This is a genomic window from Streptomyces sp. Je 1-332 (assembly GCF_040730185.1).
Taxonomy (GTDB): domain Bacteria; phylum Actinomycetota; class Actinomycetes; order Streptomycetales; family Streptomycetaceae; genus Streptomyces.
The window spans coordinates 7,510,763-7,536,549 of record NZ_CP160402.1 but is presented as its reverse complement, the minus strand read 5'-3'; the positions used below and the strand labels follow the sequence as shown (position 1 = coordinate 7,536,549).

At 70.8% G+C, this 25,787-nt stretch carries 30 protein-coding genes; 14 read left to right on the top strand and 16 right to left on the bottom strand.

Annotated elements, in window-relative coordinates:
* Positions 1-207 precede the first annotated feature (207 nt).
* The 4 genes from ABXJ52_RS33920 to ABXJ52_RS33905 all read left to right on the top strand — a co-directional run bounded on the left by ABXJ52_RS33920 (position 208) and on the right by ABXJ52_RS33905 (position 4,371).
* A complete protein-coding gene (locus ABXJ52_RS33920) occupies positions 208-1,104 on the top strand; it encodes a Gfo/Idh/MocA family oxidoreductase (RefSeq protein ID WP_367047485.1) in 897 nt (298 codons plus the stop codon).
* Positions 1,105-1,553: 449 nt separating this feature from the next.
* Positions 1,554-2,375, top strand: coding sequence for a helix-turn-helix domain-containing protein (locus ABXJ52_RS33915; protein ID WP_367047483.1), 822 nt, complete (start codon positions 1,554-1,556; stop codon positions 2,373-2,375).
* A 112-nt stretch (positions 2,376-2,487) separates the two neighbouring features.
* Positions 2,488-3,531, top strand: a complete 1,044-nt coding sequence (locus tag ABXJ52_RS33910; protein ID WP_367047481.1) for a PhlD — start codon at positions 2,488-2,490, stop codon at positions 3,529-3,531.
* A gap of 51 nt (positions 3,532-3,582) precedes the next feature.
* A complete protein-coding gene (locus tag ABXJ52_RS33905; RefSeq protein ID WP_367047479.1) occupies positions 3,583-4,371 on the top strand; it encodes a GNAT family N-acetyltransferase in 789 nt (262 codons plus the stop codon).
* An 18-nt stretch (positions 4,372-4,389) separates the two neighbouring features.
* On the opposite strand, the gene ABXJ52_RS33900 is transcribed toward ABXJ52_RS33905, so the two are convergent.
* From ABXJ52_RS33900 to ABXJ52_RS33890, 3 genes are all read right to left on the bottom strand, one after another.
* Complete coding sequence (locus ABXJ52_RS33900; protein ID WP_367047477.1) at positions 4,390-4,938, bottom strand: isochorismatase family protein; 549 nt, start codon at positions 4,936-4,938, stop codon at positions 4,390-4,392.
* A 93-nt stretch (positions 4,939-5,031) separates the two neighbouring features.
* Positions 5,032-5,475, bottom strand: coding sequence for a MarR family transcriptional regulator (locus tag ABXJ52_RS33895; protein WP_367047475.1), 444 nt, complete (start codon positions 5,473-5,475; stop codon positions 5,032-5,034).
* A gap of 90 nt (positions 5,476-5,565) precedes the next feature.
* Entirely contained in the window at positions 5,566-6,792 is a 1,227-nt protein-coding gene (locus ABXJ52_RS33890) for an acyl-CoA dehydrogenase family protein (protein ID WP_367047473.1), read from the bottom strand.
* A 167-nt stretch (positions 6,793-6,959) separates the two neighbouring features.
* Here ABXJ52_RS33890 and ABXJ52_RS33885 point away from each other — a divergent pair, with 167 nt between their 5' ends.
* Positions 6,960-7,607, top strand: coding sequence for a TetR family transcriptional regulator (locus ABXJ52_RS33885; protein ID WP_363207121.1), 648 nt, complete (start codon positions 6,960-6,962; stop codon positions 7,605-7,607).
* Between the two features lie 31 nt (positions 7,608-7,638).
* On the opposite strand, the gene def is transcribed toward ABXJ52_RS33885, so the two are convergent.
* Entirely contained in the window at positions 7,639-8,178 is a 540-nt protein-coding gene (gene def / locus ABXJ52_RS33880; protein ID WP_367047471.1) for a peptide deformylase, read from the bottom strand.
* 142 nt (positions 8,179-8,320) lie between these two features.
* Between def and ABXJ52_RS33875 the strand changes: the two genes are divergently transcribed.
* The 5 genes from ABXJ52_RS33875 (at position 8,321) to ABXJ52_RS33855 (ending at position 12,820) form a co-directional block, all read left to right on the top strand.
* On the top strand, positions 8,321-9,559 hold the full coding sequence (locus tag ABXJ52_RS33875) for a MurT ligase domain-containing protein (protein WP_344519320.1): 1,239 nt from the start codon (positions 8,321-8,323) through the stop codon (positions 9,557-9,559).
* 40 nt (positions 9,560-9,599) lie between these two features.
* On the top strand, positions 9,600-10,328 hold the full coding sequence (locus tag ABXJ52_RS33870; protein ID WP_249585951.1) for a type 1 glutamine amidotransferase: 729 nt from the start codon (positions 9,600-9,602) through the stop codon (positions 10,326-10,328).
* 164 nt (positions 10,329-10,492) lie between these two features.
* On the top strand, positions 10,493-11,518 hold the full coding sequence (locus ABXJ52_RS33865; protein WP_367047469.1) for a 6-phosphofructokinase: 1,026 nt from the start codon (positions 10,493-10,495) through the stop codon (positions 11,516-11,518).
* Positions 11,519-11,622: 104 nt separating this feature from the next.
* Entirely contained in the window at positions 11,623-12,573 is a 951-nt protein-coding gene (locus ABXJ52_RS33860; RefSeq protein ID WP_367047467.1) for a cytochrome c oxidase assembly protein, read from the top strand.
* Positions 12,574-12,658: 85 nt separating this feature from the next.
* Positions 12,659-12,820 carry a hypothetical protein gene (locus ABXJ52_RS33855; protein WP_344519316.1) on the top strand — a complete coding sequence of 54 codons (162 nt, stop codon included), beginning with the start codon at positions 12,659-12,661 and terminating at the stop codon, positions 12,818-12,820.
* 64 nt (positions 12,821-12,884) lie between these two features.
* On the opposite strand, the gene ABXJ52_RS33850 is transcribed toward ABXJ52_RS33855, so the two are convergent.
* Complete coding sequence (locus ABXJ52_RS33850; protein ID WP_367047465.1) at positions 12,885-13,301, bottom strand: SSI family serine proteinase inhibitor; 417 nt, start codon at positions 13,299-13,301, stop codon at positions 12,885-12,887.
* A gap of 287 nt (positions 13,302-13,588) precedes the next feature.
* On the opposite strand from ABXJ52_RS33850, the gene ABXJ52_RS33845 reads away from it, so the two are divergent.
* A complete protein-coding gene (locus ABXJ52_RS33845) occupies positions 13,589-14,317 on the top strand; it encodes a lysophospholipid acyltransferase family protein (RefSeq protein ID WP_367047464.1) in 729 nt (242 codons plus the stop codon).
* A gap of 99 nt (positions 14,318-14,416) precedes the next feature.
* On the opposite strand, the gene ABXJ52_RS33840 is transcribed toward ABXJ52_RS33845, so the two are convergent.
* The 8 genes from ABXJ52_RS33840 to ABXJ52_RS33805 form a co-directional block, all read right to left on the bottom strand.
* Complete coding sequence (locus tag ABXJ52_RS33840) at positions 14,417-16,021, bottom strand: alpha/beta hydrolase (protein ID WP_367047463.1); 1,605 nt, start codon at positions 16,019-16,021, stop codon at positions 14,417-14,419.
* 151 nt (positions 16,022-16,172) lie between these two features.
* Positions 16,173-16,946 (bottom strand): urease accessory protein UreD, encoded by a 774-nt coding sequence (locus ABXJ52_RS33835; protein WP_367047461.1) that lies wholly within the window; start codon positions 16,944-16,946, stop codon positions 16,173-16,175.
* Positions 16,943-17,626, bottom strand: coding sequence for an urease accessory protein UreG (ureG, locus tag ABXJ52_RS33830; protein ID WP_367049457.1), 684 nt, complete (start codon positions 17,624-17,626; stop codon positions 16,943-16,945). The genes ABXJ52_RS33835 and ureG overlap by 4 nt, the downstream gene beginning before the upstream one ends.
* 111 nt (positions 17,627-17,737) lie before the next feature.
* The gene (locus tag ABXJ52_RS33825) at positions 17,738-18,412 is read right to left on the bottom strand and encodes an urease accessory UreF family protein (protein WP_367047459.1); all 675 of its coding nucleotides are present in this window, start codon (positions 18,410-18,412) and stop codon (positions 17,738-17,740) included.
* Positions 18,413-18,427: 15 nt separating this feature from the next.
* Positions 18,428-20,149 carry an urease subunit alpha gene (locus ABXJ52_RS33820; RefSeq protein ID WP_367047457.1) on the bottom strand — a complete coding sequence of 574 codons (1,722 nt, stop codon included), beginning with the start codon at positions 20,147-20,149 and terminating at the stop codon, positions 18,428-18,430.
* Positions 20,142-20,453: an urease subunit beta gene (locus ABXJ52_RS33815; protein ID WP_367049456.1), complete on the bottom strand. Its 312-nt coding sequence runs from the start codon at positions 20,451-20,453 to the stop codon at positions 20,142-20,144. The genes ABXJ52_RS33820 and ABXJ52_RS33815 overlap by 8 nt, the downstream gene beginning before the upstream one ends.
* Positions 20,454-20,485: 32 nt before the next feature.
* On the bottom strand, positions 20,486-20,788 hold the full coding sequence (locus ABXJ52_RS33810) for an urease subunit gamma (protein WP_361831764.1): 303 nt from the start codon (positions 20,786-20,788) through the stop codon (positions 20,486-20,488).
* A 199-nt stretch (positions 20,789-20,987) separates the two neighbouring features.
* Complete coding sequence (locus ABXJ52_RS33805) at positions 20,988-21,608, bottom strand: TetR/AcrR family transcriptional regulator (RefSeq protein WP_367047455.1); 621 nt, start codon at positions 21,606-21,608, stop codon at positions 20,988-20,990.
* Between the two features lie 170 nt (positions 21,609-21,778).
* On the opposite strand from ABXJ52_RS33805, the gene ABXJ52_RS33800 reads away from it, so the two are divergent.
* Positions 21,779-22,792: an ABC transporter permease gene (locus ABXJ52_RS33800; RefSeq protein ID WP_367047453.1), complete on the top strand. Its 1,014-nt coding sequence runs from the start codon at positions 21,779-21,781 to the stop codon at positions 22,790-22,792.
* A 100-nt stretch (positions 22,793-22,892) separates the two neighbouring features.
* Here the strand turns inward: ABXJ52_RS33800 and ABXJ52_RS33795 are convergent, their stop codons facing one another.
* Together ABXJ52_RS33795 and ABXJ52_RS33790 are read right to left on the bottom strand one after the other, a co-directional pair.
* Positions 22,893-23,180, bottom strand: coding sequence for a type II toxin-antitoxin system Phd/YefM family antitoxin (locus tag ABXJ52_RS33795; RefSeq protein WP_367047452.1), 288 nt, complete (start codon positions 23,178-23,180; stop codon positions 22,893-22,895).
* A gap of 295 nt (positions 23,181-23,475) precedes the next feature.
* Entirely contained in the window at positions 23,476-23,847 is a 372-nt protein-coding gene (locus ABXJ52_RS33790; protein WP_367047450.1) for a helix-turn-helix domain-containing protein, read from the bottom strand.
* A gap of 133 nt (positions 23,848-23,980) precedes the next feature.
* Between ABXJ52_RS33790 and ABXJ52_RS33785 the strand changes: the two genes are divergently transcribed.
* Both ABXJ52_RS33785 and ABXJ52_RS33780 read left to right on the top strand, forming a co-directional pair.
* Positions 23,981-24,439, top strand: a complete 459-nt coding sequence (locus ABXJ52_RS33785) for an ANTAR domain-containing protein (protein ID WP_367047448.1) — start codon at positions 23,981-23,983, stop codon at positions 24,437-24,439.
* Positions 24,439-24,708, top strand: a complete 270-nt coding sequence (locus ABXJ52_RS33780) for a WhiB family transcriptional regulator (RefSeq protein ID WP_367047446.1) — start codon at positions 24,439-24,441, stop codon at positions 24,706-24,708. Before ABXJ52_RS33785 ends, ABXJ52_RS33780 begins: the two co-directional genes overlap by 1 nt.
* 21 nt (positions 24,709-24,729) lie before the next feature.
* Here ABXJ52_RS33780 and ABXJ52_RS33775 read toward each other — a convergent pair whose 3' ends face one another.
* Entirely contained in the window at positions 24,730-25,737 is a 1,008-nt protein-coding gene (locus ABXJ52_RS33775) for a Ppx/GppA family phosphatase (RefSeq protein ID WP_367047444.1), read from the bottom strand.
* Between the last annotated feature and the right edge of the window lie 50 nt (positions 25,738-25,787).

Genomic DNA, 25,787 nt, shown 5'->3' with positions numbered 1-25,787 from the left:
TCCAGCGCGGGCACGAAAGTCCGGAGAAGCGAACGGAGACAAAGCGAAGTGAAGCGGAATTCGCCATAGCGGGTGAATGGGCTTTCCTTACCGACGAGTTCGATCCCGAGATCAAGCCATGTGCGGCGTGGGCACACGGGCGAAGAACGGCCAACTGCCCTGCGGGAACTGGGCGTCGTCATCGCCGGCGGTATGGAGTCAGCCATAATGCCGACCATGAAGAGACTGCGAATGGGGCTGGTCGGCACGGGCCCCTGGGCTTCGTCCACGCACGCCCCGGCGCTCGCGGCGCACCCCGACGTGGAGCTGACCGGTGTATGGGGCCGGCGGCCCGACGCGGCAGCCTCGCTGGCATCCGCGCACGCGACCACCGCCTACGCGGACGTGGACGAACTGTTCGCCGCGAGCGACGCCGTGGCGTTCGCCGTACCGCCGGACGTGCAGGCGCCGCTCGCCGCACGGGCCGCGGCGGCGGGCTGCCATCTGCTCCTGGACAAGCCGGTGGCCACGACGGTGACCGCCGCGCGCGACCTCGCGGCGGCCGCCGAGGCGGCCCAGGTGGCGTCCGTGGTCTTCTGCACGCTGCGCTTCGCCGAGCCGACGGCGACGTGGGTGACGGAGCAGGCGGCGACGGAGGGCTGGTTCGCCGGACGCGCGGACTGGTACAGCTCGTTCTACGCGGCGGACGGCTCCAGCCCGTTCTCCTCGCCGTGGCGGGCGCAGCGGGGCGGCCTGTGGGACGTCGGCCCGCACGCCCTCTCCGTCCTGCTGCCGGTGCTCGGCGATGTGACCGAAGTGAAGGCGGCGGCCGGCCTCGCGGACCTGGTCCATCTGATCCTGCGGCACAGCGGCGGCGCTTCGAGCACCGCGACGCTGAGCCTGAGCACACCCGCGAAGGCTTCGGGGTCGACGGTGGAGCTGCGCGGCGAGGCGGGGATCGCGCTGATGCCGTCGGGAGGCGGCGCGCTCGACGCGTTCCGCGCGGCGGTCGACGCGCTTGTCGAGTCGGCGCGATCCGGCCGGCCGCACGCCTGCGACGTGCGGTTCGGGCTGCGCGTGACGGAGATTCTGGCGCGCGCCGAGGAGCAGCTTCCCGCCGGCTGACGCTCTCACCGGGGGAACCGCCCGGGGGCAACCGCGGGCGGCCGGTACCGTGGCCGCTACGTAATGGCGAGTGACGGCACCGGCCGCAGCCAGTGGACCCAGGAACCGATTCGGGAAGTCATGCGCCGTACGTCCCGAGTGCGACGTTTCCGACCACACACATCGGAATACGAACAACCGATCCATACTCGTCCCGCAGCGGCCCAATGGGCCTAGGGGGTATCCAACACCGAGGAATTTCAGCCAATTTCGAGCTCCTCGGTCAAGATGCCCCACAGTTGTGTCCGCGTGCCCGCCGACGATGGAACTAGCAGGTCGGCGGTCCCGCTGCGACCATGATGCAACATCGACTGATCGTTTTTCTTCGGGCAATCTTTACTACCAAATCTGGTGGGAATATTTAGACTGCTGATGCTCAACTCGGCGTGCACCAAGAGGGATTACCCACCATGAACAAGACGGCGCTCCGCGCTCTGCTCCGCGAACGACGCGCCCTCATCGCCCCCGAGTCGCACGGCTTCAGCCGCCCCACAGGCCAGGGCCGCCGCGCCCGGGGCCTCTCCCAGCACCAGGTGGACCAGCTCCTGCACCGGGCCATCGGGACGTACCACCGCCTGGAGTCAGGCAGTTACCCCAACCCGCCCGCCTCGCTGTTGCGGGATGTGGCGCAGCTGTTCGGGCTCAATGAGCAGGAGTGGGTGTCGCTGTGTCGGTACGCGCTGCTGCAGGAGCCGCCGGGGCCCCTTCATCCGTCCTCCGGGAAGGAAGTGCCCGGAGTGTGGCAGGAGGCGGTTGACGGTGTCCGGCACATGGCGTACGTCACAGATGCCTCGTGGGACATGCTCGCCTATAACGACGCACTCACTGCCATGTTCCCCGGCCGTGATGTTCCCGGCAACATCATGCGATGGATGGTTCTCGACCCCGTCGGCCGCCGGACTCTGCTGGACTGGCACAACGCCTGGGCGCCCATGGTTCTGCCGCAGCTGCGGGGCGCCCTCGCGTCGCGTCCGGAGGACGGCACTCTGCGCCAGATAGAAAAGGAAGTCCTCGCCGATCCAGAGACCGCCGCTCCCTACGATGCCGGGAATCCCTATCCTCACCCGGACGGCGACGAGCGTCCGCTGCTCCACGCCGAACAGGGCCCGGGCTGGGTCACCATGTGCGCTGCGCAGCCCTTGACCGCGCCCGGAGCTCGCCTCATGATCCTCGTGTTCCATGCAGGTGCACAGCGTGGCCACACGCGCGCGCCCATGCTGCGCGCGCACTGACGGCAGATCAAGTCTGTTGCCTCCGCGGTTCGGAGGGGGGACGCCGGAAGTACCATGAAGTACGTTGTGGCCCATTCCCCACATCCGACCAAGCCCCCGTGGGAGTCGCCTCGTGCCCGTCCATGTCTCCAGACCCACGACAGTTCTGGGTGAACACAAAGTCACTACCTCCGAGATAGCCGACGACATAATCGCCCATCACGGTGGCCACCCCCGGCTCCGGGCGATCCTCCGTGTCATCGGCAACTGCGGAGTGCGCACCCGTCACTTCACCCGGCCTCTGGACTCGCCCACGGTCTCCGGCTCGGCCGACATGGGAGAACGTGCTCGCGTGGCGTTCAACGATGCTCTCGCCATGGCCGAGCGCGCCGCCATCGCGGCCCTCGACGCGGCCGGAACGACCGCCACGGACATCGACGCGATCGTCACCACGCACACCACGAGTTGGGCGATTCCGAATCTCGACGTCAACCTCATCGAACGTCTCGGCCTGCGCCCTACGGTGCGCCGCATAGCGCTGACAACTGTGGCCTGCCCCGGGGGGACCCACGCCCTCATCCGTGCCGCGGAACTGGTCGCCGCACGCCCCGGAAGCAAGATCCTCGTGGTGGGCGCGGAGGTACTGTCCGCCATCTACCAGCACTCCGACACCAGCATCGAATCGATGATCTACAAGGCCCTGTTCGGGGACTCGGCGGCTGCGGCCGTGGTCACGGACAGCCCACTCGGGCCGGGACTCGTGATCGACGACACCTTCGAGTACGTCCTGGCCGACAGCCTCGATCGGCAGCGCGGTCGCATCGACGTGGACGGAATCCACTTCGACTCCAGCAAGAAGGCTCTCAGCGCGGCCGCAGAGGTCTTGCCCCACTTCACACAGTGGTACGGCCCGACAGAGACGCCTGACTTCGCCGTCATCCACCCCGGCAGCCCCCGCATCATCTCCGACACCGCCACCGCCCTCGGGCTGACCCCGCACGATTCCCGCCACTCCACCGACACCCTCGCCGACGAGGGCAACCTCGGTGGCGTCAGCGTCCTGAGGGTGCTCGAGCGTACCCACGCCGCTCCCCCCGCCGACGGCGCCCGCGGCGTCATGGTCGCCTTCGGCCCCGGCTTCGCCACCGCAGCCCTGCGCTGTCGATGGCAGGAGTGACCCGCCCCTAATTCGGTTGCCGCCCCTCATCGCCGCTGCTGGAGTACCCGCATGGATCATCAAGCGGTACTGGCCGCCTACGACGAGCAGCTCCGGCGCGGCGCGCAGCCGGACAGCCCCGGCGCTCGCGTCGAACGTGACGGGGCCGTCGTCCGGCAGACCGGCGCCGCGCACGACTGGAACGGCGTCCACTGGGCGGACGTCGACGCCGCAACGGCGGACGCCGTCATCGCCGAGCAGGTGCGGCACTTCACGTCTCTGGGCCGCGAGTTCGAGTGGAAGCTGCACTCCCACGACCGCCCCGCCGACCTCGCCGACCGGCTGCGGGCGGCCGGCTTCGTTCCCGAGCCGCCGGAGACCGTGATGGTGGCCGAGGTCGCCGACCTGCCCTCGGAGCCCGAACTGCCCGAAGGGGTACGTCTGTTGCCGGTGACCGACGCGCGCGGCGTACGGCTCATGGCGGACGCCCACGACGTGGCGTTCGGCGAGGGCAGCTCGGGACTCGGCGAACGCCTCGCCAGGCGCGTCCTCACCCAGCTGACCGAGACCCCGGAGGCCGTCGCGGCGGTGGTCGCGATGGCGGGCGACGAGCCGGTCAGCTCGGCCCGGACGGAGTTCTGCGCCGGCACGGACTTCGCAGGACTCTGGGGCGGCGGCACCGCCCCGCGGTGGCGGGGCAAGGGCATCTACCGCGCCCTGGTCGCCCACCGTGCCCGCATCGCCGCCGAGCGCGGATACCGCTACCTCCAGGTGGACGCCACCGACGACAGCCGCCCGATCCTGCGACGCCTCGGCTTCGTGCCGCTGAGCGTCACGACGCCGTATGTGTACAAGCCGTAGTACAGGCCGTAGCGCCGCTCACAGCAGCTTCGCGATCGCCTCCGCCGTGTCCGTCTCGCCGAGCCTCGGGAAAATCTTCTCGACGCTGTTGCGGTGCGCGTCGGCGTCCATGTCGGTCACGGCGTCGACGGCGACCGTGACGTGGTAACCGTGCTCGTGCGCCGCGCGGGCCGTCGACTCGACGCCGATACTCGTCGCGATACCGGCGACGACGACCTGCGTGACACCGCGGCGGCGCAGCTGGAGGTCGAGGTCGGTGCCGTAGAAGGCGCCCCACTGCTGCTTGGTGACGACGATGTCGCTGTCCCGGCGGCCGAGTTCGGGGACCAGGTCGGCCCAGTCGGCGGGCGCTTCACCGCCGCGGACCGGGCCTTCGGTGCGCCCGGGGGCGCCGCCGGTGACCCGGACCAGGACGACGGGCAGGCCACGCTCGCGGAAGGCGTCGGCGAGGCGGGCGGACCGCTCGACGATCTCCGCGGACGGGTGCGCCGTGGGCAGGGCGGTGATGCCCTTCTGGAGGTCGACCAGGACGAGGGCCGTGGTGGGGTCGAGTGTGGTGGCAGTCATGGCTCGGATCTCTCTATGCGTGGGTGTGACCGGGGAGTTGACCGTCGGCGGCGGCGTCGGGCCTCGGCCCGGTACGTGCGGTGGACCGCGCGCTCACTGCTGCACCAGCCGCTCCAACAGCTGAGCCGCGTCGGCCAGTTGGCGCCGCTCGTCGGCGTCGAGGCCGTCGGCGATGGCACCCGAAAGCCATCCGTGCTTGGCGGCGCGCGCGTCCGCGAGGGTGCGGCGGCCCTTGTCCGTCACGGAGACGACGGACTGCCGCCCGTCGTTCGGATCGGGGGCGCGCTCGATCAGCTCCATGCTCTCCAGGGCGCCCACCGTCATCCGCATCGACTGCGGCCGCACGAGCTCCGCACGGGCCAGAGCGGCCGTGGTGGCGGGACCCTCCCGGTCCAGGAGGGCGAGGACGGTGCGCTGCGACGCGCTGAGCCCGACCCCGGGTGACGCCGTCCGCAGCCGTCGCACGACGCGTCCGATGACGGCCGTGAGATCTGCGGCGACCTGCTCGGGGGTCGCGTCCTCAGGCTTACCGGTCATGAAACGACCGTAGGAGACAGACAGGCAAACTTGCAAACTTGCCTGTCCATCTCCCGAACCACTCTTCGGTCGCCGACGGCGACTCGATGCCTACCGGATCGGCATCCCCGACAGCGTGCGCGCGATCACCAGGCGCTGGATCTCGCTCGTCCCCTCGAAGATCGTGTAGATCGCCGCGTCGCGGTGCATGCGCTCCACCGGGTACTCCCGCGTGAAGCCGTTGCCGCCGAGGATCTGCAGCGCCTGCGCGGTGACCTTCTTGGCGACCTCGCTCGCGTACAGCTTGGACATGGAGCCCTCGGCCGACTCGAACTTCTTGCCCGTGCTCGCCATCCACGAGGCACGCCAGACGAGCAGACGCGCCGCGTCGATCTGCGTACGCATGTCGGCGAGCTGGAAGGCGATGCCCTGGTTGTCGATGATCGGGCGACCGAACTGCGTACGCGTCTTGGCGTACTCGAGGGCCTCTTCGTACGCGGCGCGCGCCGTGCCCACGGCCATGGCGCCGACCGCCGGGCGGGACGCCTCGAAGGTGGCCATCGCGGCGTTCTTCACGCGCTCACCGCCGGCCTTGGCGCGCTCACGGGCGCGGGCGAGGCGCTCGTCGAGCTTCTCCTTGCCGCCGAGCAGGCAGTGGCCGGGGACGCGGACGTCCTCCAGGACGACCTCGGCGGTGTGCGAGGCGCGGATGCCGTGCTTCTTGAACTTCTGGCCCTGGGAGAGGCCGGGGGTGCTCGGCGGGACGATGAAGGAGGCGTGGCCCTTGGAGCCGAGCTCGGCGTCGACGACCGCGACGACGACGTGGACGTTGGCTATGCCGCCGTTGGTCGCCCAGGTCTTGGTGCCGTTGAGGACCCACTCGTCCTTGGCCTCGTCGTAGACGGCGCGGGTGCGCATCGCCGCCACGTCGGAGCCCGCGTCGGGCTCGGAGGAGCAGAAGGCGGCGACCTTGACGTCGTTCACGTCGCCGTACATCTGCGGGATCCAGGTGCCGATCTGCTCCTCGGTGCCGTTGGCGAGAACGCCGACCGCGGCGAGGCCCGTGCCCATGATGGACAGGCCGATGCCCGCGTCACCCCAGAAGAGCTCCTCGGTGGCCATCGGAATGCCGAGGCCGGAGGGGTCGAAGAACTGCTGGGCGTAGAAGTCGAGGGAGTAGATCCCGAGCTTCGAGGCCTCCTGGATGATCGGCCACGGCGTCTCCTCGCGCTCGTCCCACTCGGCGGCCGCGGGACGGATCACGTCAGCGGCGAACCCGTGGAGCCAGTCCCTGACCTCCTTCTGTTCGTCGTTGAGCTCCATGGTGAACTCGGCCATGACCCCTCCAGGACCTGCGGTGAAGACGTACGTTACTTGCGGTAACTGGAGTCTGTTACCGGCCGGTAGCCGATGTCAACTCCCGGCCGCCCGTTCGATCGGCGCCACGCCCGGGGTGTTACGTTGCGCGTGCGTCACGCAATCGCACGGGCGGGGAGAGAAACGCTATGGAGACCACCACACAGCAGACCGATCAGCAGCGGTCTGCCGAGCGCCGGCGGCGCGAGTTGCTGGAGGCCGCCGACCGGGTGGTGCTGCGCGACGGCCCCGGAGCCTCGATGAACGCCATCGCCGCGGAGGCCGGCATCACCAAGCCCATCCTGTACCGGCACTTCGGCGACAAGGGCGGACTGTACGCCGCGCTCGCCAAGCGGCACACCGACGCGCTCCTCGAAGCGCTGCGCGCCGCCCTGGACGCCCCGGCCGAGCGCCGGGAGCGGGTCGAACAGACCCTGGACACCTACCTCGCGGCGATCGAGGCCCGCCCGCAGGTCTACCGCTTCCTCATGCACCCCTCGGACGCCGCGGCCCCCGGCGACCAGGGCTTCGACGTGGGCCTGCACTCCGCACCCGTCCTTCGCCGCATGGGCGAGGAGCTCGCCCAGGTCATAGAGGAGCGGGTCGACCTCGGTCCCGGCAGCGCGCAGCTCGCGCGCGTGTGGGGGCACGGCATCGTCGGCATGATGCACGCGGCAGGCGACTGGTGGCTCGGCGAACGGCCGTGCCCGCGCGCGGAGTTGGTCAGCAGCCTGGCCGACCTGCTGTGGGGGCGGCTCGCCGCGGCGGGCGACCGCGTCGGCGGCCCCGGGTTCTGAAACCCGCTCAGAACCGGCCGACCGCCGGAAGTCAGCTGCTCCAGGACGCCCTGGCGGCGGCCCGCAGAACCCTGCGCCGCCGCCAGCCCGCGAGGTGATCGGTGTAGACGCCGCCCTCCACGTGGTCGCACTCGTGCTGCAGGCAGCGCGCGAACCAGCCCGTCCCGCGGACCCGCACCGGCTCGCCGAGCATGGTGACGCCCTCCACCACGGCGTGGTCGAAGCGCGGGGTGCCCGCTTCGAGGCCCGGCAGCGACAGACAGCCCTCGGGGCCGCGCACACTGACCCCGTCCGCCACCACGAGGCGCGGATTCACCACGTGCCCCAGATGGCGCACATCGTCGTCGTCGGGGCAGTCGTACACGAACGCCCGCCGGTTCACGCCGATCTGGTTGGCGGCGAGGCCCACCCCCTGGGCGGCGTACATCGTGGCGTACATGTCCTCGATGAGCCGGGCCAGTTCGGGGCCGAAGTCGGTGACCTCCTCGCAGGCCGTGTGCAGCACGGGGTCACCGAGCAGGGTCAGGGGTCGTACGCGCCCTGAGGCGCCCGGGATCGAGCCGCTTCGCATGGCCGCAAGGGTACGGTCCTTGCAGAGCCCCGGGGTCGGGGTGGTGCCGCGGTTCGGCCTTGACAATGGATCTCGATAGGCTGAGGTTCATCGCGTTGCCGGGGGCAGGCGCGGCGCCGTACGCAAGGAGGATCCAGAACTGATGGCAGGCAACACGGACCCGCTGTCGCCGCGGGCCAAGCTGGCCGTGACGGCGGGCAAGGCGGCCGCGGCGGTGTCGCGCGCGGCGGGCCGCGGCAGCGGATCGGTGATCGGCGGCCGCGTCTCACTCAAGCTCGACCCCGACCTGCTCGGGCGTCTCGCCACGCACCTGGACGTGGTGCTCGTCTCCGCCACGAACGGCAAGACGACCACGACCCGGCTGCTCGCGGAGGCGCTGCGCGCCAGCGGGCCCGTGGTGTCGAACGCCCTGGGCGCGAACATGCCGGCGGGCATCACATCGGCCCTCGCGGGCGGCTCGGACGCCAGGTTCGGCGTGATCGAGGTCGACGAGAAGTACCTCGCCGGTGTCGCCCGTGACGTGGAGCCGAAGGCGATCGCGCTCCTGAACCTCTCGCGCGACCAGCTGGACCGCGCCGCCGAGACCCGCATGATGGCGGAGAACTGGCGCGAGGGTCTGGCCGGCTCCAAGGCGGTCGTGATCGCGAACGCGGACGACCCGCTGGTCGTCTGGGCCGCGTCCTCCTCTCCGAACGTCGTGTGGGTGGCCGCAGGACAGGAGTGGAAGGACGACGCCTGGTCGTGCCCCTCCTGCGGCGGTGTGATGCAGCGCCCCGGCGACGACTGGTTCTGCGGCGAGTGCGGTTTCCGCCGTCCCGCGCCCAGCTGGGTGCTCTCCGGCGACCACGTCCTCGACCCGCACGGCTCGGCCTGGCCGATCCACCTCCAGCTGCCGGGCCGCGCGAACAAGGCCAACGCCACCACGTCGGCCGCCGTCGCCGCCGTCTTCGGCGTGCCGCCGCAGGTCGCCCTGGAGCGGATGTACCAGGTGCAGGCCGTCGCCGGACGCTATGACGTCGTGCAGTTCCAGGGCCGCGATCTGCGCCTGCTGCTCGCGAAGAACCCCGCGGGCTGGCTCGAGACGTTCTCGCTGATCGACCCGCCGCCCACCCCGGTGGTGCTCTCCGTCAACGCCCGTGGCGCCGACGGCACCGACACCTCCTGGCTGTGGGACGTCGACTACACCCGTCTCGCGGGCCACCCGATCTTCGTGCTCGGCGACCGCAAGCTGGACCTCGCCGTGCGTCTTGAGGTCGCGGGCCTGGACTTCCGGGTCTGCGAGTCCCTCGACGAGGCCGTGCAGCTGGCGCCGCCCGGACGGATCGAGACGATCGCGAACTACACCGCGTTCCAGGATCTGCGCCGCCGCGTCGGCAACTGACCCCACCGGACCCTCTAGACCCTCGTAGGGACGAATGAGCATGAGCGACAACAGCCTGCGGCTGGTGTGGGTCTACCCCGACCTGCTCAGCACGTACGGAGACCAGGGCAACGCCCTGGTCGTGGAGCGCCGCGCCCACCAGCGCGGCCTCCAGGTCGAGCGTTACGACGTGCGCAGCGACCAGCCGGTGCCCACCTCCGGCGACATCTACCTGATCGGCGGCGGTGAGGACCGCCCGCAGCGCCTGGCGGCCGAGCGCCTTCGCCGCGACGGCGGACTGCAGCGCGCCGTGGGCAACGGCGCGATCGTCTTCTCGGTCTGCGCGGGCTACCAGATCCTGGGCCAGGAGTTCATCAACGACCTCGGCCAGCGCGAGCCGGGCCTCGGCCTGCTCGACGTGATCTCCACCCGCGGCGAGGGCGACCGCTGCGTCGGCGACGTCCTCGGCGACATCGACCCGCAGCTGGGCCTGCCCCCGCTGACGGGCTTCGAGAACCACCAGGGCATCACGCACATCGGCCCGTCCGCGCGGCCGTTCGCCCGCGTCTCGCTCGGCCGGGGCAACGGCACGGGCGACGGCACCGAGGGCGCGTACAACGGCACCGTCTTCGGCACGTACATGCACGGTCCCGTCCTGGCCCGCAACCCGCTGATCGCGGACCTGCTCCTGAAGCTGGCCCTCGACGTGAACGCGCTGCCGCCGACGGACGACCGGTGGTACGAGGCGCTGCGCGCCGAGCGCATGAACGCGGCTCAGCAGCCCGCCTGAGGCTCCCGCCGCACAGGTGAGCGGCACAGTCCAGCAGTCGGACGCCCGGTGCGGCCCCGCCCCCTGTCGCCTATAGGGTGGCGGGGTTCCCGCCGGACGACGTGGTCCGGACTCCGGCCCACGCAGCACACAGGGCCCCTCTTTATGAAAGACGTTGGCGGGCTATGCGCATTGGTGTCCTCACGTCCGGCGGCGACTGCCCCGGTCTCAACGCCGTCATCCGCTCGGTCGTGCACCGTGCCGTCGTCGACCACGGCGACGAGGTCATCGGCTTCCACGACGGCTGGCGCGGTCTGCTGGAATGCGACTACCGCAAGCTCGACCTGGACGCGGTGGGCGGCATCCTGGCGCGTGGCGGAACGATTCTCGGCTCCTCGCGTGTCCAGCCCGCGCAGCTGCGCGGCGGCGTCGAGCGGGCCAAGGGCCACCTCGCCGACCTGGGCCTGGACGCGGTCATCCCGATCGGCGGCGAAGGCACGCTGAAGGCGGCCCGGCTCCTTTCGGACGCCGGTCTGCCGATCGTCGGGGTGCCCAAGACGATCGACAACGACATCGCGGTCACCGACGTGACGTTCGGCTTCGACACCGCCGTCGGCGTGGCGACCGAAGCCCTGGACCGGCTCAAGACGACCGCCGAGTCGCACCAGCGGGTCCTGATCGTCGAGGTCATGGGCCGGCACACCGGCTGGATCGCGCTGCACTCGGGCATGGCCGCGGGCGCGCACGCGATCGTCGTGCCGGAGCGCCCCTTCGACATCGAGGAACTGACGCGGAAGGTCGGCGAACGGTTCTCCGCGGGCAAGAAGTTCGCGATCGTCGTGGCCGCGGAGGGCGCCAAGCCCCGTGAGGGCTCGATGGACTTCGACGAGGGCATCAAGGACATGTACGGCCACGAGCGGTTCGCCGGCATCGCCCGCCAGCTCTCCATCGAACTGGAGCAGCGCCTGGGCAAGGAGGCGCGCCCGGTGATCCTCGGGCACGTCCAGCGCGGCGGCACCCCCACCGCGTACGACCGTGTCCTCGCCACCCGCTTCGGCTGGCACGCCGTGGAGGCCGTGCACCGCGGCGAGTTCGGCAAGATGACGGCGCTGCGCGGCACGGACATCACGATGGTCCCGCTCGCCGAGGCCGTCGAGACGCTGAAGACGGTGCCGGACGAGCGGTACGCCGAGGCGGAGTGCGTGTTGTAGAGCCCGGCGGTGACGGAACGGCCCCCGGACGCTTCGGCGTCCGGGGGCCGTTCTAGTCTGGTGCGGACACACAGCGCACAACCGCACGAATCAGGAGCCAGTGGATGGATCACAGCGGGCACGGCATGAACATGGATCTGCCGCCGTTCACGCTGGGGCGCGGGCTCGAACTCTCGGCCGACCCCTTCTTCCTCATCAGCTGCCTGGTGGCCCTCGCGCTCTACGGCTGGGGCGTGGTCCGGCTCGTGCGACGCGGTGACAAGTGGCAGGTGGGCCGCACGATCTCCTTCGTGGCGGGCGTGCTGACCATCCTGCTCGTGATGTGCACCAAGCTGAACGACTACGGCATGGTCATGTTCAGCGTGCACATGGTCCAGCACATGATCATCAGCATGCTGTCGCCGATCCTGATCCTGATGGGCGCGCCGATCACCCTCGCCCTGCGCGCGCTGCCGGTCGCGGCCCGCGGCAGCAAGGGGCCCCGCGAGTGGCTGCTGTGGGTCCTGCAGAGCCGCTACATGCGGATCATCACGCATCCCGCGTTCACGATCCCGCTGTTCATCGCGAGCCTGTACGCGCTGTACTTCACCCCGCTCTTCGACACCCTGATGGGGTCCAAGCCGGGCCACATCGGGATGATGGTGCACTTCCTCGCCGTCGGCCTGGTCTTCTTCTGGCCGATCATGGGCGTGGACCCGGGCCCGCACCGCCCCGGCTACATCATGCGGATGCTGGAGCTCTTCGCGGGCATGCCCTTCCACGCGTTCTTCGGCATCGCGCTGATGATGGCTTCTGAGCCGATGGTCGGTACGTACAAGAACCCGCCCTCCTCCCTGGGCATCGACGCACTCGCTGATCAGACCGCCGCGGGCGGCATCGCGTGGGCCTTCAGTGAGGTGCCATCGGTCCTCGTGCTGCTCGCGCTGCTCTTCCAGTGGTACCGCTCCGACCAGCGCCAGGCACGGCGTACGGACCGGGCCGCCGACCGCGACGGTGACAAGGAGCTGGAGGCGTACAACGCCTATCTGGCATCACTGGCCGCGCGCGGGCGCTAGCGGCAAAGGGTCTTCGCGGGTGAGGATGGTCTCAGGCCGCGGTTCCGGCGTCGAGGCGTCGGGGCTGCCGGGAGGAGGCAGGGCGATGCCTGATTCTACGAAGACGATGGGTGTATTCACCATCGGAGGCTTGGTCGCGGTGACCGCGTACACGGTCGCGCTCGGGAGCAACGGCTGGCTGTGGTTCGGCTGGGTCGTCGTCGGGATGCTCACGCTGGCGATGGTGCTCTCGCGCAGCACCCCCTGAGGGGCCGCGCGAGCTTGAGGAAAGGTGCGGGGGCGGCCGCCTCGGGGAGTGTCGCAGGCGCCCGTCAGAAGCGGAAGACCACGCCCGTCGAGTACTCCATCTCGCAGGCGTTGCCGTACTTCTTCTGCCAGCTGATGGGCTTGCCGCGGTGGAGCCCCGTCGCGCTCACGGTGACCGGGGCGTACTGCTTGGTGCAGATGCCCGACTTCGCGGGCAGCGCCTCGAAGTCGCCGTCCGCCTTGTCGATCGCCGCGCAGGCCTCCGCCGCGTGCGGATGGTGCGCGGGCCGCTGGGTCACGCAGTCGAGCAGCACGCCGCGGACCCAGGCGTTGTCCTGCCCGGTGACGGTGAGGAAGACGCCGCTCGACCGCTCGGGGACCGCTTCACCGGCCGCGTGGGCGGGCGCGGCCACGGCGAGGGAGATCAGCGCGGCGGCGGTGGCCACGGCCGGGCGCAGGCAGGACGGGGGACGAGACCTCATGGGGACCTCCTGTGACGGTGACGTACTGCGTCGGAGCGAGGCCAGGCCACCCCCGCACCCGCCGCCCGCGCGGGCGACACGCCGGGCGGTCACCCGGACGAGTCCGGCGCGGCACCCGGATGGGCGTCCCACCGGCCGGGCGCGCCGGTCCCCGAAGTGATCCAGGCCGCCCGGCCTCGGTCCCTTCTCCCGTCGGGGCGGCGCACCTAAACTGACCGCTGCGCGAGGACCCGTGACCTGCGACGACGCAGCACCCAGGCCGGTCCACCTACGTCAAGGAGCAACGGGTGTTCTACTACCTGCTCAAGTACGTCGTCCTGGGGCCGCTGCTGCGGCTCATGTTCCGGCCGCGCATCGAGGGTCTTGAACATGTACCGGAATCGGGTGCGGCGATCGTGGCGGGCAACCACCTCTCGTTCTCGGACCACTTTCTGATGCCCGCCATCATCAAGCGGCGGATCACTTTCCTGGCGAAGGCCGAGTACTTCACGGGACCCGGCATCAAGGGCCGCCTGACCGCCGGCTTCTTCCGCAGCGCCGGGCAGATCCCGGTGGACCGTTCGGGCAAGGAGGCGGGCCGTGCGGCGATCCGCGAGGGCCTCGGGGTGCTGAGCAAGGGTGAGTTGCTCGGCATCTACCCGGAGGGCACACGCTCGCACGACGGGCGCCTCTACAAGGGGAAGGTCGGCGTCGCCGCGATGGCGCTCAAGGGACAGGTACCGGTCATTCCGTGCGCGATGATCGGCACCTTCGAGGCCCAGCCGCCGGGCCAGAAGGTACCGAACTTCCGCCGTGTGTCCATCCGCTTCGGCACACCGCTGGACTTCTCGCGCTACGCGGGCATGGAGAACGAGAAGGCGGTCCTGCGCGCGGTCACGGACGAGATCATGTACGCGATCCTCGGACTCTCGGGCCAGGAGTACGTGGACAAGTACGCCGCGGTCGTGAAGGCGGAGGAGGCCGAACGCGCCGCCGCGGCGAGCAGGCGGAAGTTCCCCCGGCTGCCGCTGAGTTGAGGGGCACTTCGCGGCGCGGGAGGCGGCATGGCGAAGGGGCGGCCGGGGTTACCGGCCGCCCCTTGCTCAGTTGCCCGGCGGCTGCCTAGTGGCGGGCCGTCACGGCTTGGGGGTGGCGTGCGGGGCGCACGTCACGTCCTTGCCGCCCACCTTGCCGGTCAGCAGGTAGGTGTCGACACGGTCGTTGAGGCACGGGTTGACCAGGTTCGTGATGCCGTGCGAGCCGGCGTCCTTCTCCGTGATCAGACGCGAGCCCTTGAACCGCTTGTGCAGCTCGACGGCGCCCTCGTAGGGGGTGGCCGCGTCGCGGGTCGACTGCGCGATGAGGACGGGCGGCAGGCCCTTGCCGGTCTTGACCTCGACCGGCTCGTGCTGCTTGCTCGACCAGGTGGCGCAGGGCAGGTTCATCCAGGCGTTGGACCACGTCATGAACGGGTTGTCACGGTGGATGCGGGTGTTGTCGCGGTCCCACTTCTTCCAGCTGGTGGGCCACTTGGCGTCCGCGCACTCGACGGCCGTGTAGACGGCGTTGCCGTTCTCCGACGCGATGTTGCCCGCGGTGTCCGACAGGTCGGGGCTCGCGGCCTCGATCAGCGGCTTGGCGTCACCGGCGACGTACTTGCCGAAGTTCGTCGCGATCTCCACCCAGGCGGAGTCGTAGTACGGAGCACTCTGGAAGTAGGCGATGAGCTCGGCGGGGCCGACCACTCCGCCCAGGGGCTCCTTCTTCGCGGCGGCACGGAGCTTGTCCCAGTTCTTGGCGACCTTCCCCGCGGTGTCCCCGAGGTGGAAGGTGGCGTCGTGCTTGGCGACCCACTTCATCCAGTCCTTGAGGCGGATCTCGAAGGCGACGTCCTGGTCGAGGTTGGCCTCGTACCAGATCTTCTTCTTCGAGGGGTTGACCACCGAGTCGACGACCATGCGGCGCACGTGCGACGGGAACAGCGTCCCGTAGACCGCGCCGAGGTAGGTGCCGTACGAGACGCCGAGGAAGTTCAGCTTCTTCTCGCCGAGCGCGGCCCGGATGACGTCCAGGTCACGCGCGGTGTTCGGCGTCGTCATGTGCGGCAGCATGTCGCCGCTGCGCTCGGCGCAGCCGTCCGCGTACTCGGCGGCGAGCTTGCGCTGGGCGCGCTTGTCCGCCTCGGAGTCCGGGACCGGGTCGAGCTTGGGGGCCTTGACGAACTCCTGCGGGTCCACGCAGGAGATGGGCGCCGAGTGGCCGACGCCGCGCGGGTCGAAGCCCACGAAGTCGTAGGCCTTGGCCGTCTTCTCCCACAGCTTGGCCTTGGTGGCCACGCGGTTGGGGAAGCGGAGCCCGGAACCGCCGGGGCCGCCGGGGTTGTAGACGAGCGCGCCCTGGCGCTCCTTCTTCGTCCCGGTGTTGCCGATGTGGTCCACGGCGAGCTTGATCTTCTTGCCGTTGGGCTTGGCGTAATCGACCGGAACGGTCACCCAGCCGCACGTGACGGCCTTCTCCAGACCCCAGTCCGCGGGGCACGCCTGCCAGTCGATGCCCGCCTTGGCCGCACGCTGCGCCGCGAGCGCGACACCGCGTGCCTCCGCGCTGGTGCGCTGGCGGGCGTCAGCGCTGCCGCTGCCTCCGCGAGCGTCGGCATTGGCGACGGGCGCCATGATCGCGCCCGCTATGAGCGAGCCCGTGATGAGCGTGCCCGCGGCGCCGAATGCTGTGGTGCGTCTCAACTGGTTCCTCCCCCTGTCGATTTACCTGTCGATTTTCGAACAGTAGGAGGATCCTGTCGGTCATCGGGTTCAGTGCGACAGACCGGGCAGGGGTTTCTTTACCAATCCGATAGACGGTGCTGGGAACTCCGCTGAGCGGTTATGCCCCTGTTCACGTGAGTGTGCGCAACGCCCCGTCGAGAGCGCGGCGGACCCGCAGCGCGTCGGGGGCGACGGCGGTGACGAGCACGGCGGGTCCTGCGAGCGGAGTGAGCGCGACCCCGTCACCGAGAAGCGCGGGCTCTGGCCGTTCCTGCTCGGACTCCGGCCGTACGACGACGAGTTGCCCGATCGCGCGATGCCCCGCCACGACAGCGGGACCGTCCCACCCGCCGGGCGCGCCGGGCCCGCAGGAGAGCTCCTGATCGAGGAGGAGCCGCCCCGCCCGGCGCACGGTGAGGCGGCTGGTGAGCCGTCCCGCTTCTTCACCGGTGCGCCCGAGCACCTGCTCCTCCCGCAGCACGAGGCGCGCGCTCCCGGCGAGTTCGGCCCGGGTGGACACCCGCAGATCACTGTCCCGTACGGAGATCAACTGCTCCGGCAGCCACGACAGTTCCGCGTCGTCGCCGACCGTGATCCGCACGTCGTAGCGCGCCGGCGCCTTCGACTGGCCCGGCAGGGCAAGGGTGGCGGCGGCCGAGCCGATGTGCAGCCTGGCCCCGTCGTGGGCGGCGGCCTCGACCGAGAGGTGGTCGCCCCCGAGGGGGCCGCTCATCGCCCCGACGAGCGTGACATGGGCGCCCTTGCCCGCCGACCGGGTGCGGCGCGGGGCGAGCTGGCCCTCCCCGTCGAGCACGGGCAGGACGGTGCCGCCCCGCCCGTCGCCGCGTGCGGTGATGCGGGCGGTGCCGCGGACACCCGACGCGGGGACGGTCTGCGTGCTCATGCGGACGCGGTCCAGGCGGCGTACTGGGCGCGCACCCAGGCGGCGACGGGCCCGACGCCCTCATCCGACCTCAACGACTGGAAGATGACGGGCAGTTCGGCGCGCTGGGCCTTGGCGTCGGCGGCCATGCGGGCGAGGTCGGAGCCGACGTGCGGGGCGAGGTCGGTCTTGTTGACGACCAGGAGGTCGGCGGTGCTGACGCCGGGCCCGCCCTTGCGCGGGATGTCGTCGCCGCCCGCGACGTCGATGACGAAGATCTGGGCGTCGACGAGGCCCTTGGAGAAGGTGGCGGTGAGGTTGTCACCGCCGGACTCGACGAGGATCAGGTCGAGCGGCCCGACTTCGTCCTCCAGGTCCTCCACCGCCTCCAGGTTGGCGGAGATGTCGTCGCGGATCGCGGTGTGCGGGCACGCGCCGGTCTCCACGGCGGTGATCCGCTCGGGCGGGAGCACGGCCTCGCGCAGCAGGAACTCGGCGTCCTCGCGGGTGTAGATGTCGTTCGTGACGACGGCGAGGGAGAGCTCGGCCCGCAGCTCCTTGCAGAGCGCGGCGACGGTGGCGGTCTTGCCGGACCCGACGGGCCCGCCGAGCCCGATCCGCAGGGCGCGGCGGCGCCCGTCGGGACGGTGGGCGTCGGCGCTCACGGCGGTGGACTCGTCGTGGGAGTGGTCGAGGTGCATGGTGCGACTCCAGTGGTTCACGGATGGACAGCCCCTCCGGCGTTTGAGGAGCGGGGTCTGGGGCGGAGCCCCAGCTTCGGGAAGGGGTGGGTGCGGGGAGAAGAACCGCCCCTACGACGCGAACAGCCGCGCCGGCCAGGCCGCATGCGCCTCGGCCCCGACCTCCAGCAGCGGAGCTGATGCCGCGGGCAATGCGTCGACTCCTTCCGCCAGGGCCGCGCGGCCCGCCTCCGCCGCGGCCCGGGCGACGAGATCGAGCTCGGGCGCAAGACGCGCGAGAACCCCGGTCGCGTCGAACGGGTCCAGGCTCAGCAACCGCACGGTCGCCGTCGCGGGCCCGCTGACGCACTCGTACGCGGAGCAGTACGCGGCGTCCACGGGGCCGAGTCCCGCCGCCCGCGCGGCGAGACCGAGCACGACGGGCTGGTGCGCCCCCTTGGGCCGGGCGGCGGCCAGCTGGTCAAGGGCGGGGTCGGGCCACGCGGCTCGCGCGGCCCGCATCATCTGCCGCCCGAGCCGCCGTCCCGCGACCCGCAGCGCGGCCGACGGTGTCCGCGCGTCGGCGGCCTCGTCGAGGTCCAGCGGATCGAGCCCGAGTGCGGCGGCCGCCGCCAGCGAGGCGGAGACGAGACCCGTCGTGTGCAGCCGCCCCCGGCAGAATTCCGCCAGGTTCGCGGCGCCGGTGATCCGGCCCGCCTTGACGGCCTCCTCGGCCCCGCCGGAGTGTGCGTGCCCTCCCGCGGGGAAGCGGCCGTCGGCCAGGACGAGAAGTGCGGCGCTAGACATGGTGGTCGACCGCCATCAGAAGAGGAAATACCGCTGGGCGAGCGGCAGTTCGGCTGCGGGTGATGGCTCGACGAGCTCACCGTCGATGGTGACGGCGAAACTGTCGGGCGCGACCTCCACCCTCGGCAGGGCGTCGTTCTCCCGCATGTCCGCCTTCGTGCGCCCGCGGGTGGAGCGGATCGCGGTGAACTCCTTGGCCAGGCCGAGCCGTTCCGGCAGCCCGTCGTCCAGCGCCGACCGGGTCACGAAGTTGAGCGAGTTGAGCCCCGGAGCCTTGCCGTGCGCACCGAACATGGGCCGCGGCAGGACCGGCTGCGGCGTGGGGATGGAGGCGTTGGCGTCGCCCATCTGCGCGTAGGCGATCTGGCCGCCCTTGATGACCAGTTGGGGTTTGACGCCGAAGAACTTCGGATCCCACAGCACCAGGTCGGCGAGCTTGCCGCTCTCGACCGAGCCGATCTCGTGGTCGACGCCCTGCGCGACGGCCGCGTTGATCGTGTACTTGGCGACATAGCGACGTGCGCGCCTGTTGTCGGCGCGGGTGTCCCCCGGCAGGAAACCGCGCCGCCGCTTCATCACGTGCGCGGTCTGCCAGGTCCGCATGACGACCTCGCCGATGCGCCCCATGGCCTGCGAGTCCGACGACATGATCGAGATGGCGCCGAGGTCGTGCAGGATGTCCTCGGCCCCGATGGTGGTGGGCCGGATGCGCGACTCGGCGAAGGCGAGGTCCTCGGGGACCGCGGGGTTGAGGTGGTGACAGACCATCAGCATGTCGAGGTGTTCCTCGACGGTGTTGACGGTGTGCGGCCGGGTCGGGTTGGTGGAGCTGGGCAGCATGTTCGGCAGCGACACCGCCGTGATCATGTCGGGGGCGTGTCCGCCGCCCGCGCCCTCGACGTGGAAGGCGTGCAGGGTGCGGCCCGCGACGGCGGCGAACGTGGCGTCGATGAAGCCCGCTTCGTTCAGGGTGTCGGTGTGGACGGCGAGCTGGGCGCCGGTGTCCTCACAGACGTTCAGGCAGGCGTCGATGGTGGCGGGGGTCGCGCCCCAGTCCTCGTGGATCTTGAAACTGACGGCTCCGGCTCGCAGTTGGGCGTGCATGGACTCGGTGGAGACGGTGTTGCCCTTGCCGAGGAAGCCGATGTTGACGGGGCTGGAGTCCATCGCGGCGAACATCCGGGCCAGGTGCCAGGAGCCGGGCGTGATCGTGGTCGCCTTGCTGCCTTCGGCGGGTCCGGTGCCGCCGCCGATGAGGGTGGTGACCCCGGAGGCGAGCGCCTCGTCGACGATGGTCGGCGAGATGAAGTGGATGTGGGTGTCGATGCCGCCGGCGGTGAGGATCTTGCCGTTGCCGGAGATGACCTCGGTCTCCGGGCCGATCACGAGATCGGGGTGCACACCGTCCATCGTGTCCGGGTTGCCGGACTTGCCGATGCCGGTGACGCGGCCGTCGCGTATGCCGATGTCGGCCTTGACGACGCCCCAGTGGTCGATGATCACGGCGCCGGTGATGACGGTGTCGGGGGCTCCTTCCGCGCGCGTGGTGCGCGACTGCCCCATCGATTCGCGGATGACCTTTCCGCCGCCGAAGACGGACTCGTCGCCGGAGCGCCCGGGGCCGCCGGAGCGGTCCTCCTCGATCTCGACGAGGAGGTCGGTGTCGGCGAGCCGGATCCGGTCACCCGTGGTGGGACCGAACAGGTCGGCGTACGCGGCGCGGGACAGCTCAGGCATCGAGAGGACCTCCGGTCTCGCCGCGCAGTCCGGGCACGATGCGCAGACCGGCCAGGGGGACGAGTTCGACGTCGACGGGGATTCCGGGCTCGAAGCGCACGGCGGTGCCGGCGGCGATGTTGAGCCGCTTGCCGTGTGCGGCCCCGCGGTCGAAATCGAGACCGGGGTTGGCCTCGGCGAAGTGGTAGTGGGAGCCGACCTGGACGGGACGGTCGGCGGCGTTGAGGACGGTGAGGGCGGTGACTTCACGGCCTACGTTGTAGGCGACCGGCTCGTCGGCGAAGAGGATCTCGCCGGGGACCACGGGATGCGTGGGACTCATGCGGCCGGCCCCCGTCAGACGATCGGGTCGTGGACGGTGACGAGCTTGGTTCCGTCCGGGAAGGTGGCCTCGACCTGGACGTCGTGGATCATCTCCGGGATGCCGCTCATGACGTCGTCACGCGTGAGCACCTTGCGCCCCGACGACATGAGTTCGGAGACGGTGCGGCCGTCCCGGGCCCCTTCGAGGATGTGGGACGTGATGAGCGCGATCGCCTCGGGGTGGTTGAGCAGCAGTCCCCGCGCCCTTCGCTTCTCGGCCACGTCCGCGGCCACATGGATGAGCAGTCTCTCCTGCTCGTGCGGGGTCAGTTGCACGCGTCCCACCTCACAGTCCTCGCTCCGGACCGTGCGGGATCCGGCTGCCGCGGCCACCGCGACGGATATAGATGTAACACACAGACAGTGCGCTTGATCTTGCGCACCCCTGTTACGAAATCCCCTGGTGGCGTGGCATGGCAGGCTAGTTGGGAGGAGTTTCAACGAGGTTAACCAGCGCTTGACCGCTCCATGACCATCAGCTGGGCTGCCCCATACTCATCAGTCCGCGCAGGCCGTCCTGCAGCGCCTCGACCGGAACCTCGTCGAACAGCGCCAGCTGCGCGGCGAAGCCCTGGGCCGCGGCGACCATCACCCGCGCGACATGGTCGGCCTGGACGTCGTCCCGCATCATTCCCGCCGCCTGATAGCCCTCGACGATCTTCACCCACGCCACGCGCACTTTCGCGTACCCCTCGCGCATCACCGCCGCGAGCTCCTCGTTGCGCAGGGTCTCCGCCCACACCTGCACGATCAGGCGCGGGAAGTACGAGGCCTGCCCCTCCTGGGCGCCGGCCCCGCGCCCGAGCACCTGGGTCAGCGCGCGGCCCACCAACACGTCCGGCGGAGGTGGCGGGGTCTCCTTGGCCGCGGCTTCGAACGTGGCCTGAATCCACTCCAGGACCTCGCCGACGATCGCCCCGATCAGCTCTTCCTTGCCCCGGAAGTAGCGGTAGACCGCTCCGGCCGAGAGGCCGACCTCCTTGAGCACATCCTGCATGGAAGTGGCATGGAAGCCATTACGGGCGAAGCAGAGGGCGGCGCCGTCGAGGATCTGGCGGCGGCGTGCGTCGAGGTGCTCCTGGGATACGCGGGCCATGCGGGCAAAACTAAAACGAACATTCATTCTTGACAAGCTCGGCACTCGGCAGCACAGTGAGGACATCACGTAAAACGAACGATCCTTCTTTTTGAAGTGAACGCTCTTCGGCCACCCCGAGTCGAACGCTCTCCCGGCCACCCAGTCGACCACCCCAAGGAGCACAGATCATGTCCACGTCGGTCACCACCTCGCCCCGGCAGGGCCGCCGCATGGTGGCGGTGGCCATCCTGGTCTCCGCCATCGTGGCCCTCGCCCTGTGGGCCTTCGCCTGGCCCGCCGCGCGGACCGCCCCGCGCGACCTGCCGCTCGGCGTCGCGGGACCCGCCGCGGCGACGGCTCCCCTCCAGACGCAACTGAAGGAGCGCGAGGGCGCGTTCGAGGTTCATCGCTACGCCGACGAGGCCGCGGCCCTCGACGCCATCGCGGACCGGGCCGTGTACGGAGCGGTCGTCGTCACGCCACAGGGAACGAAGCTGCTGACCGCGACGGCGGCGAGCCCCGTGGTCGCCCAGCTACTGGAGCAGGCGGTGACCGCTCAGGCCCCGCAGGGAGCCGAGGTGCCGACCACCGATGTGGTGGCAGCGCCCGCGGCCGACCCGCGAGGCGCTGCCCTCGGCGCGAGCATCCTGCCGATGGCCATCGCGGGAGTCGCGGCCGGCGCACTGGTGTCGATGCTCGGCCTGCGCGGCATACGCGCGCTGGCCTCACTCGTCTCGGCTGCCGCCATGATCGGCGTGGTCGCCGCCGCCCTGACACACAGCTGGCTCGGCATCCTGACCGGCAACTGGTGGGCGGAAGCCGGGGTGTTGGGGCTCTCGACGCTCGCGGTGGGCGCCACCGTCGCCGGGTGCGCCGCGCTCCTCGGTCCGGCGGGCATCGGGGTCGGCGCGCTGACGATGGTGCTCCTCGGCAACCCGTTCTCCGGCGTGACGTCGGCGCCCCAGCTGCTGCCCGAACCGGTCGGATTCCTCGGCCAGTTGCTGCCGCCGGGCGCCGGAGGCACCCTGTTGCGCTCGGTGTCCTTCTTCGACGGTGCGCGCGTCGCGGGCCCGCTCCTCACCCTCGCCCTCTGGGCCCTGCTCGGCCTGACGGCCGTGCTGCTCGGCGCGCTCCGCCGCCGCCCCGCCGCCGGGGCGCGCGAGGAGGCTCCGAAGCCGCGGGAAGCGGCGCCGGCCGCCTGACCCGGCGGCACACGGAGACAGCCGTACGCCCCTGCTGTAGCGGACGGGGGCGTACGGCCATTCCTGTGTTCACATGCTCACGTGCTCAATTGCCGTACGGCTACGCCGTGTCGGGGCCGCGGTGCTCGGCGGCGATGCCGAAGCGCTGCCGCTCCCCCGCGCCGGGCGCCGGGGACGACGTGGCGCGCAGCGACGAGACGGAGCTGACCACCTGCTCCTCTTCGCCCTCCGGCAACGCCTCGAGTCGTTCCAGGTCGGCGGCGGAGACAAGGGCCACGAGTGGCTTGCCGTGACGGGTGACGACCACCCGCTCGCCGCCGTACACGACGCGGTTGATCAGGTCGGCGAGCTCTGCTCGGGCTTGCGTCACCGGAATCTCGTAGGCCATGTTCCCCAGCTTAACCGGCGCCCGGCATGACGATTCGGCCCACGGAACGGATCCGCCGCAGGTCAGAGGGGTCGCAGGCTGCTCAGGTCCGGTGTGGGGGCGTGCGGCCCACCGTGGGGTCGTTTGGACCGGATCGATCCCGGTACCTGTGAAGTGGCGGCCCGCCGCCCAACCGCTCCCGGGAGGGTTCGGCAGTGAGCCCGCCACCGGCCGTCCGGCGAGGGGACCCGCCGGGTGGCCGGTCCCGGGAGCGCGCCAGGGCGGCGCCCACAGCCGGTTCCGCGGACGCCGCAGGTCACCCGCCGGAACCCGGGCGGCGCGCGTGCGGCGGTGACGACTCCAACTGCCGGGCCCCTTCACCGTGGTCGACGTCGTGCTGGGCGAGGAGCGAGAGGAGTTCCGCCACGGCGAGCCCCGACTCGGCCGGGTGCCGCAGGATCGTGCCCGCTTCGATGCGATACGTGTTGGAGCGTCCCTGACGCGTGTGAGACAGATACCCCCCCTCCTCAAGATCGGAAACGATCTTCTGCACGGCACGTTCGGTGAGCCTGCAGCGAGCAGCGATGTCCCGAATGCGGGTGGCGGGGTCGTCGGCGATCGCGGCCAGCACACGTGCGTGGTTGGTGAGGAAGGTCCAACCGCTGTGGGGTTCAGGTACTCCAGCCATCACCCCAAGATAGGGCGTTTGTTTCGCGCATTCAAAAGGGCGAACTACATTTCAGGTATCACTTGACGTGTGTGCCTCGTCGGGCCGACTCTGGACGAGGTGATGACGCCAGGACGCCTACGGAGTGGCCGCCATGACAGAACGTGCAGTTCCCGCTCAGCTCGCGGAGGACAGCGAAGCCACGCTCAGCATGCCCTCGTACCCGCAGGGCGAGGAGGGCACGGCGCCACTGCTGCCGATCGAACCGCCCCTCGCGGGCGACCTGGTGACCGTGTCGAAGGGCGACACCGAGAAGGACCCGCGCGTCGAACTCGGTCAGCTGCGGCGGGCCATGGAGACGCGGCCCGTCATCGACATGGCGCGCGGAATCCTGATGGCCTCCTTCGGTCTGAGCGCGGATGACGCCTGGAGCGTGCTGGTCTCCATCTCCCAGCACACGAACACCAAGCTGCATCTCGTGGCCGGCGAACTGGTCAGCGCCGTCACAGGAGGCACGATCCCGAAGGCGTTCCGACAGCAGGTGGCCACCACGATCGCCCAGCTCGAGGTGGCGCGGGCGGCGGCGAACGACGAACCCGAGGGGAGGCGTTGATGGAGTGGATGACAGGCGCGCTCTGCGCGCGAGCGGACCCCGACCTGTTCTTCGCCGTCGGCACGGCCGGCCCCACGCTGCGCGAGGAACTGGCCGCCAAACGGATCTGCGTGCGCTGCCCCGTGCTACGGCCCTGTCTCGCCTGGGCTCTCGACAGCGGCCAGGCCCACGGCGTCTGGGGCGGTACCAACGCCGAGGAGCGCGCGGCGCTGCGTCGGCGCCGGGGCCCCGGCGCCCCCCGTGCCCCTCTCAGCACCGCCGCGCACTGACCCGCACCGCCGCACACCGGATCAGTGCCCCAGCGCGGCTATTCGCAGCGGCGCCGGCTCCGCTGCCGGCGCGGCGGTCTCCCCCGTACTGACCTCCGCCCACCACGCCTCGCCGTCCTCCATATGCCGCAGGAGCACGCCTTCGCGGATGGCCCAGGGGCAGAGGGTCACCGTCTTGACGCCCGTCAGTTTCATCGCCGTGTGTCCCACGATCGCGCCGGCCAGGCTCTGCGCGGCCCTCGGTGCGGAGACGCCCGGCAGCTCGGCGCGCTCGGCCACCGGCAGCGCGGCCAGCCGGTCGCGGCAGTTGCGCAACTCCGCTCGGCTCAACTGCCGCGCCATGAAAGGCCCGTGGCGGCCGGGGGCGGCGCCGCCGAGGCGGGCGAGCTGCTGGAACGTCCGGGATGTCGCGACGGCGGTGCGCGGCCCCTCCCAGCGGATGCGGGCGGCGACGTCCCGCAGCTGGTGCCGCACCTTGCGCCGCAGCGCCTTCACGCTCTGCTCGGTGGGCGGGTCTTCGCCGTCGAAGAACTCCCGGGTCAGCCGGCGCGCGCCGAGGGGCAGCGACGCCACGTAGTCCGGAAGCCGTCCGCGTCCGAAGGCCACCTCCAGCGAGCCGCCGCCGATGTCGAACATGGCGAGCGGTCCGGCCCGCCAGCCCATCCACCGGCGGGCGCCGAGGAAGGTGAGCTCGGCCTCCACCTCTCCGGGCAGCGTGCACAGTCGTACGCCGGTCTCCTCGCCGATCGTGCCCAGCACGTCGAGCCGGTTCGGCGCGCTGCGGACGACCGTCGTCGCGAAGGCCAGCGGCTCCGCCGCGCCCCATCTGCGAGCGGTCCTGGCCGCCTCGGCGACCGCCGTCACAAGCTGCCCCAGCGATTCTTCGGGGATCACCCCGCTCGGGCCGACCTCTTCGGAGAGTCTCACCTTCCACTTGGCGGTGTGCACCGGCAAGGGCACACCGTCCTCCGCGTCCACCACGACCAGCCGGACCGCGTTCGAACCCACATCCATCACACTCATCCGCATGTAACTCTGAGTACCCAACAGGCCCGACCTCAGTCACTCTGATTGACCTT

Coding starts and splice junctions, on each gene's coding strand:
- ABXJ52_RS33920 (WP_367047485.1), top strand. CDS start 208: ATGCCGACCATGAAGAGACTGCGAATGGGGCTGGTCGGCACGGGCCCC.
- ABXJ52_RS33915 (WP_367047483.1), top strand. CDS start 1,554: ATGAACAAGACGGCGCTCCGCGCTCTGCTCCGCGAACGACGCGCCCTC.
- ABXJ52_RS33905 (WP_367047479.1), top strand. CDS start 3,583: ATGGATCATCAAGCGGTACTGGCCGCCTACGACGAGCAGCTCCGGCGC.
- ABXJ52_RS33900 (WP_367047477.1), bottom strand. CDS start 4,938: ATGACTGCCACCACACTCGACCCCACCACGGCCCTCGTCCTGGTCGAC.
- ABXJ52_RS33895 (WP_367047475.1), bottom strand. CDS start 5,475: ATGACCGGTAAGCCTGAGGACGCGACCCCCGAGCAGGTCGCCGCAGAT.
- ABXJ52_RS33890 (WP_367047473.1), bottom strand. CDS start 6,792: ATGGCCGAGTTCACCATGGAGCTCAACGACGAACAGAAGGAGGTCAGG.
- ABXJ52_RS33885 (WP_363207121.1), top strand. CDS start 6,960: ATGGAGACCACCACACAGCAGACCGATCAGCAGCGGTCTGCCGAGCGC.
- def (WP_367047471.1), bottom strand. CDS start 8,178: ATGCGAAGCGGCTCGATCCCGGGCGCCTCAGGGCGCGTACGACCCCTG.
- ABXJ52_RS33875 (WP_344519320.1), top strand. CDS start 8,321: ATGGCAGGCAACACGGACCCGCTGTCGCCGCGGGCCAAGCTGGCCGTG.
- ABXJ52_RS33870 (WP_249585951.1), top strand. CDS start 9,600: ATGAGCGACAACAGCCTGCGGCTGGTGTGGGTCTACCCCGACCTGCTC.
- ABXJ52_RS33865 (WP_367047469.1), top strand. CDS start 10,493: ATGCGCATTGGTGTCCTCACGTCCGGCGGCGACTGCCCCGGTCTCAAC.
- ABXJ52_RS33860 (WP_367047467.1), top strand. CDS start 11,623: ATGGATCACAGCGGGCACGGCATGAACATGGATCTGCCGCCGTTCACG.
- ABXJ52_RS33855 (WP_344519316.1), top strand. CDS start 12,659: ATGCCTGATTCTACGAAGACGATGGGTGTATTCACCATCGGAGGCTTG.
- ABXJ52_RS33850 (WP_367047465.1), bottom strand. CDS start 13,301: ATGAGGTCTCGTCCCCCGTCCTGCCTGCGCCCGGCCGTGGCCACCGCC.
- ABXJ52_RS33835 (WP_367047461.1), bottom strand. CDS start 16,946: ATGAGCACGCAGACCGTCCCCGCGTCGGGTGTCCGCGGCACCGCCCGC.
- ureG (WP_367049457.1), bottom strand. CDS start 17,626: ATGCACCTCGACCACTCCCACGACGAGTCCACCGCCGTGAGCGCCGAC.
- ABXJ52_RS33825 (WP_367047459.1), bottom strand. CDS start 18,412: ATGTCTAGCGCCGCACTTCTCGTCCTGGCCGACGGCCGCTTCCCCGCG.
- ABXJ52_RS33820 (WP_367047457.1), bottom strand. CDS start 20,149: ATGCCTGAGCTGTCCCGCGCCGCGTACGCCGACCTGTTCGGTCCCACC.
- ABXJ52_RS33805 (WP_367047455.1), bottom strand. CDS start 21,608: ATGGCCCGCGTATCCCAGGAGCACCTCGACGCACGCCGCCGCCAGATC.
- ABXJ52_RS33800 (WP_367047453.1), top strand. CDS start 21,779: ATGTCCACGTCGGTCACCACCTCGCCCCGGCAGGGCCGCCGCATGGTG.
- ABXJ52_RS33795 (WP_367047452.1), bottom strand. CDS start 23,180: ATGGCCTACGAGATTCCGGTGACGCAAGCCCGAGCAGAGCTCGCCGAC.
- ABXJ52_RS33790 (WP_367047450.1), bottom strand. CDS start 23,847: ATGGCTGGAGTACCTGAACCCCACAGCGGTTGGACCTTCCTCACCAAC.
- ABXJ52_RS33785 (WP_367047448.1), top strand. CDS start 23,981: ATGACAGAACGTGCAGTTCCCGCTCAGCTCGCGGAGGACAGCGAAGCC.
- ABXJ52_RS33780 (WP_367047446.1), top strand. CDS start 24,439: ATGGAGTGGATGACAGGCGCGCTCTGCGCGCGAGCGGACCCCGACCTG.
- ABXJ52_RS33775 (WP_367047444.1), bottom strand. CDS start 25,737: ATGCGGATGAGTGTGATGGATGTGGGTTCGAACGCGGTCCGGCTGGTC.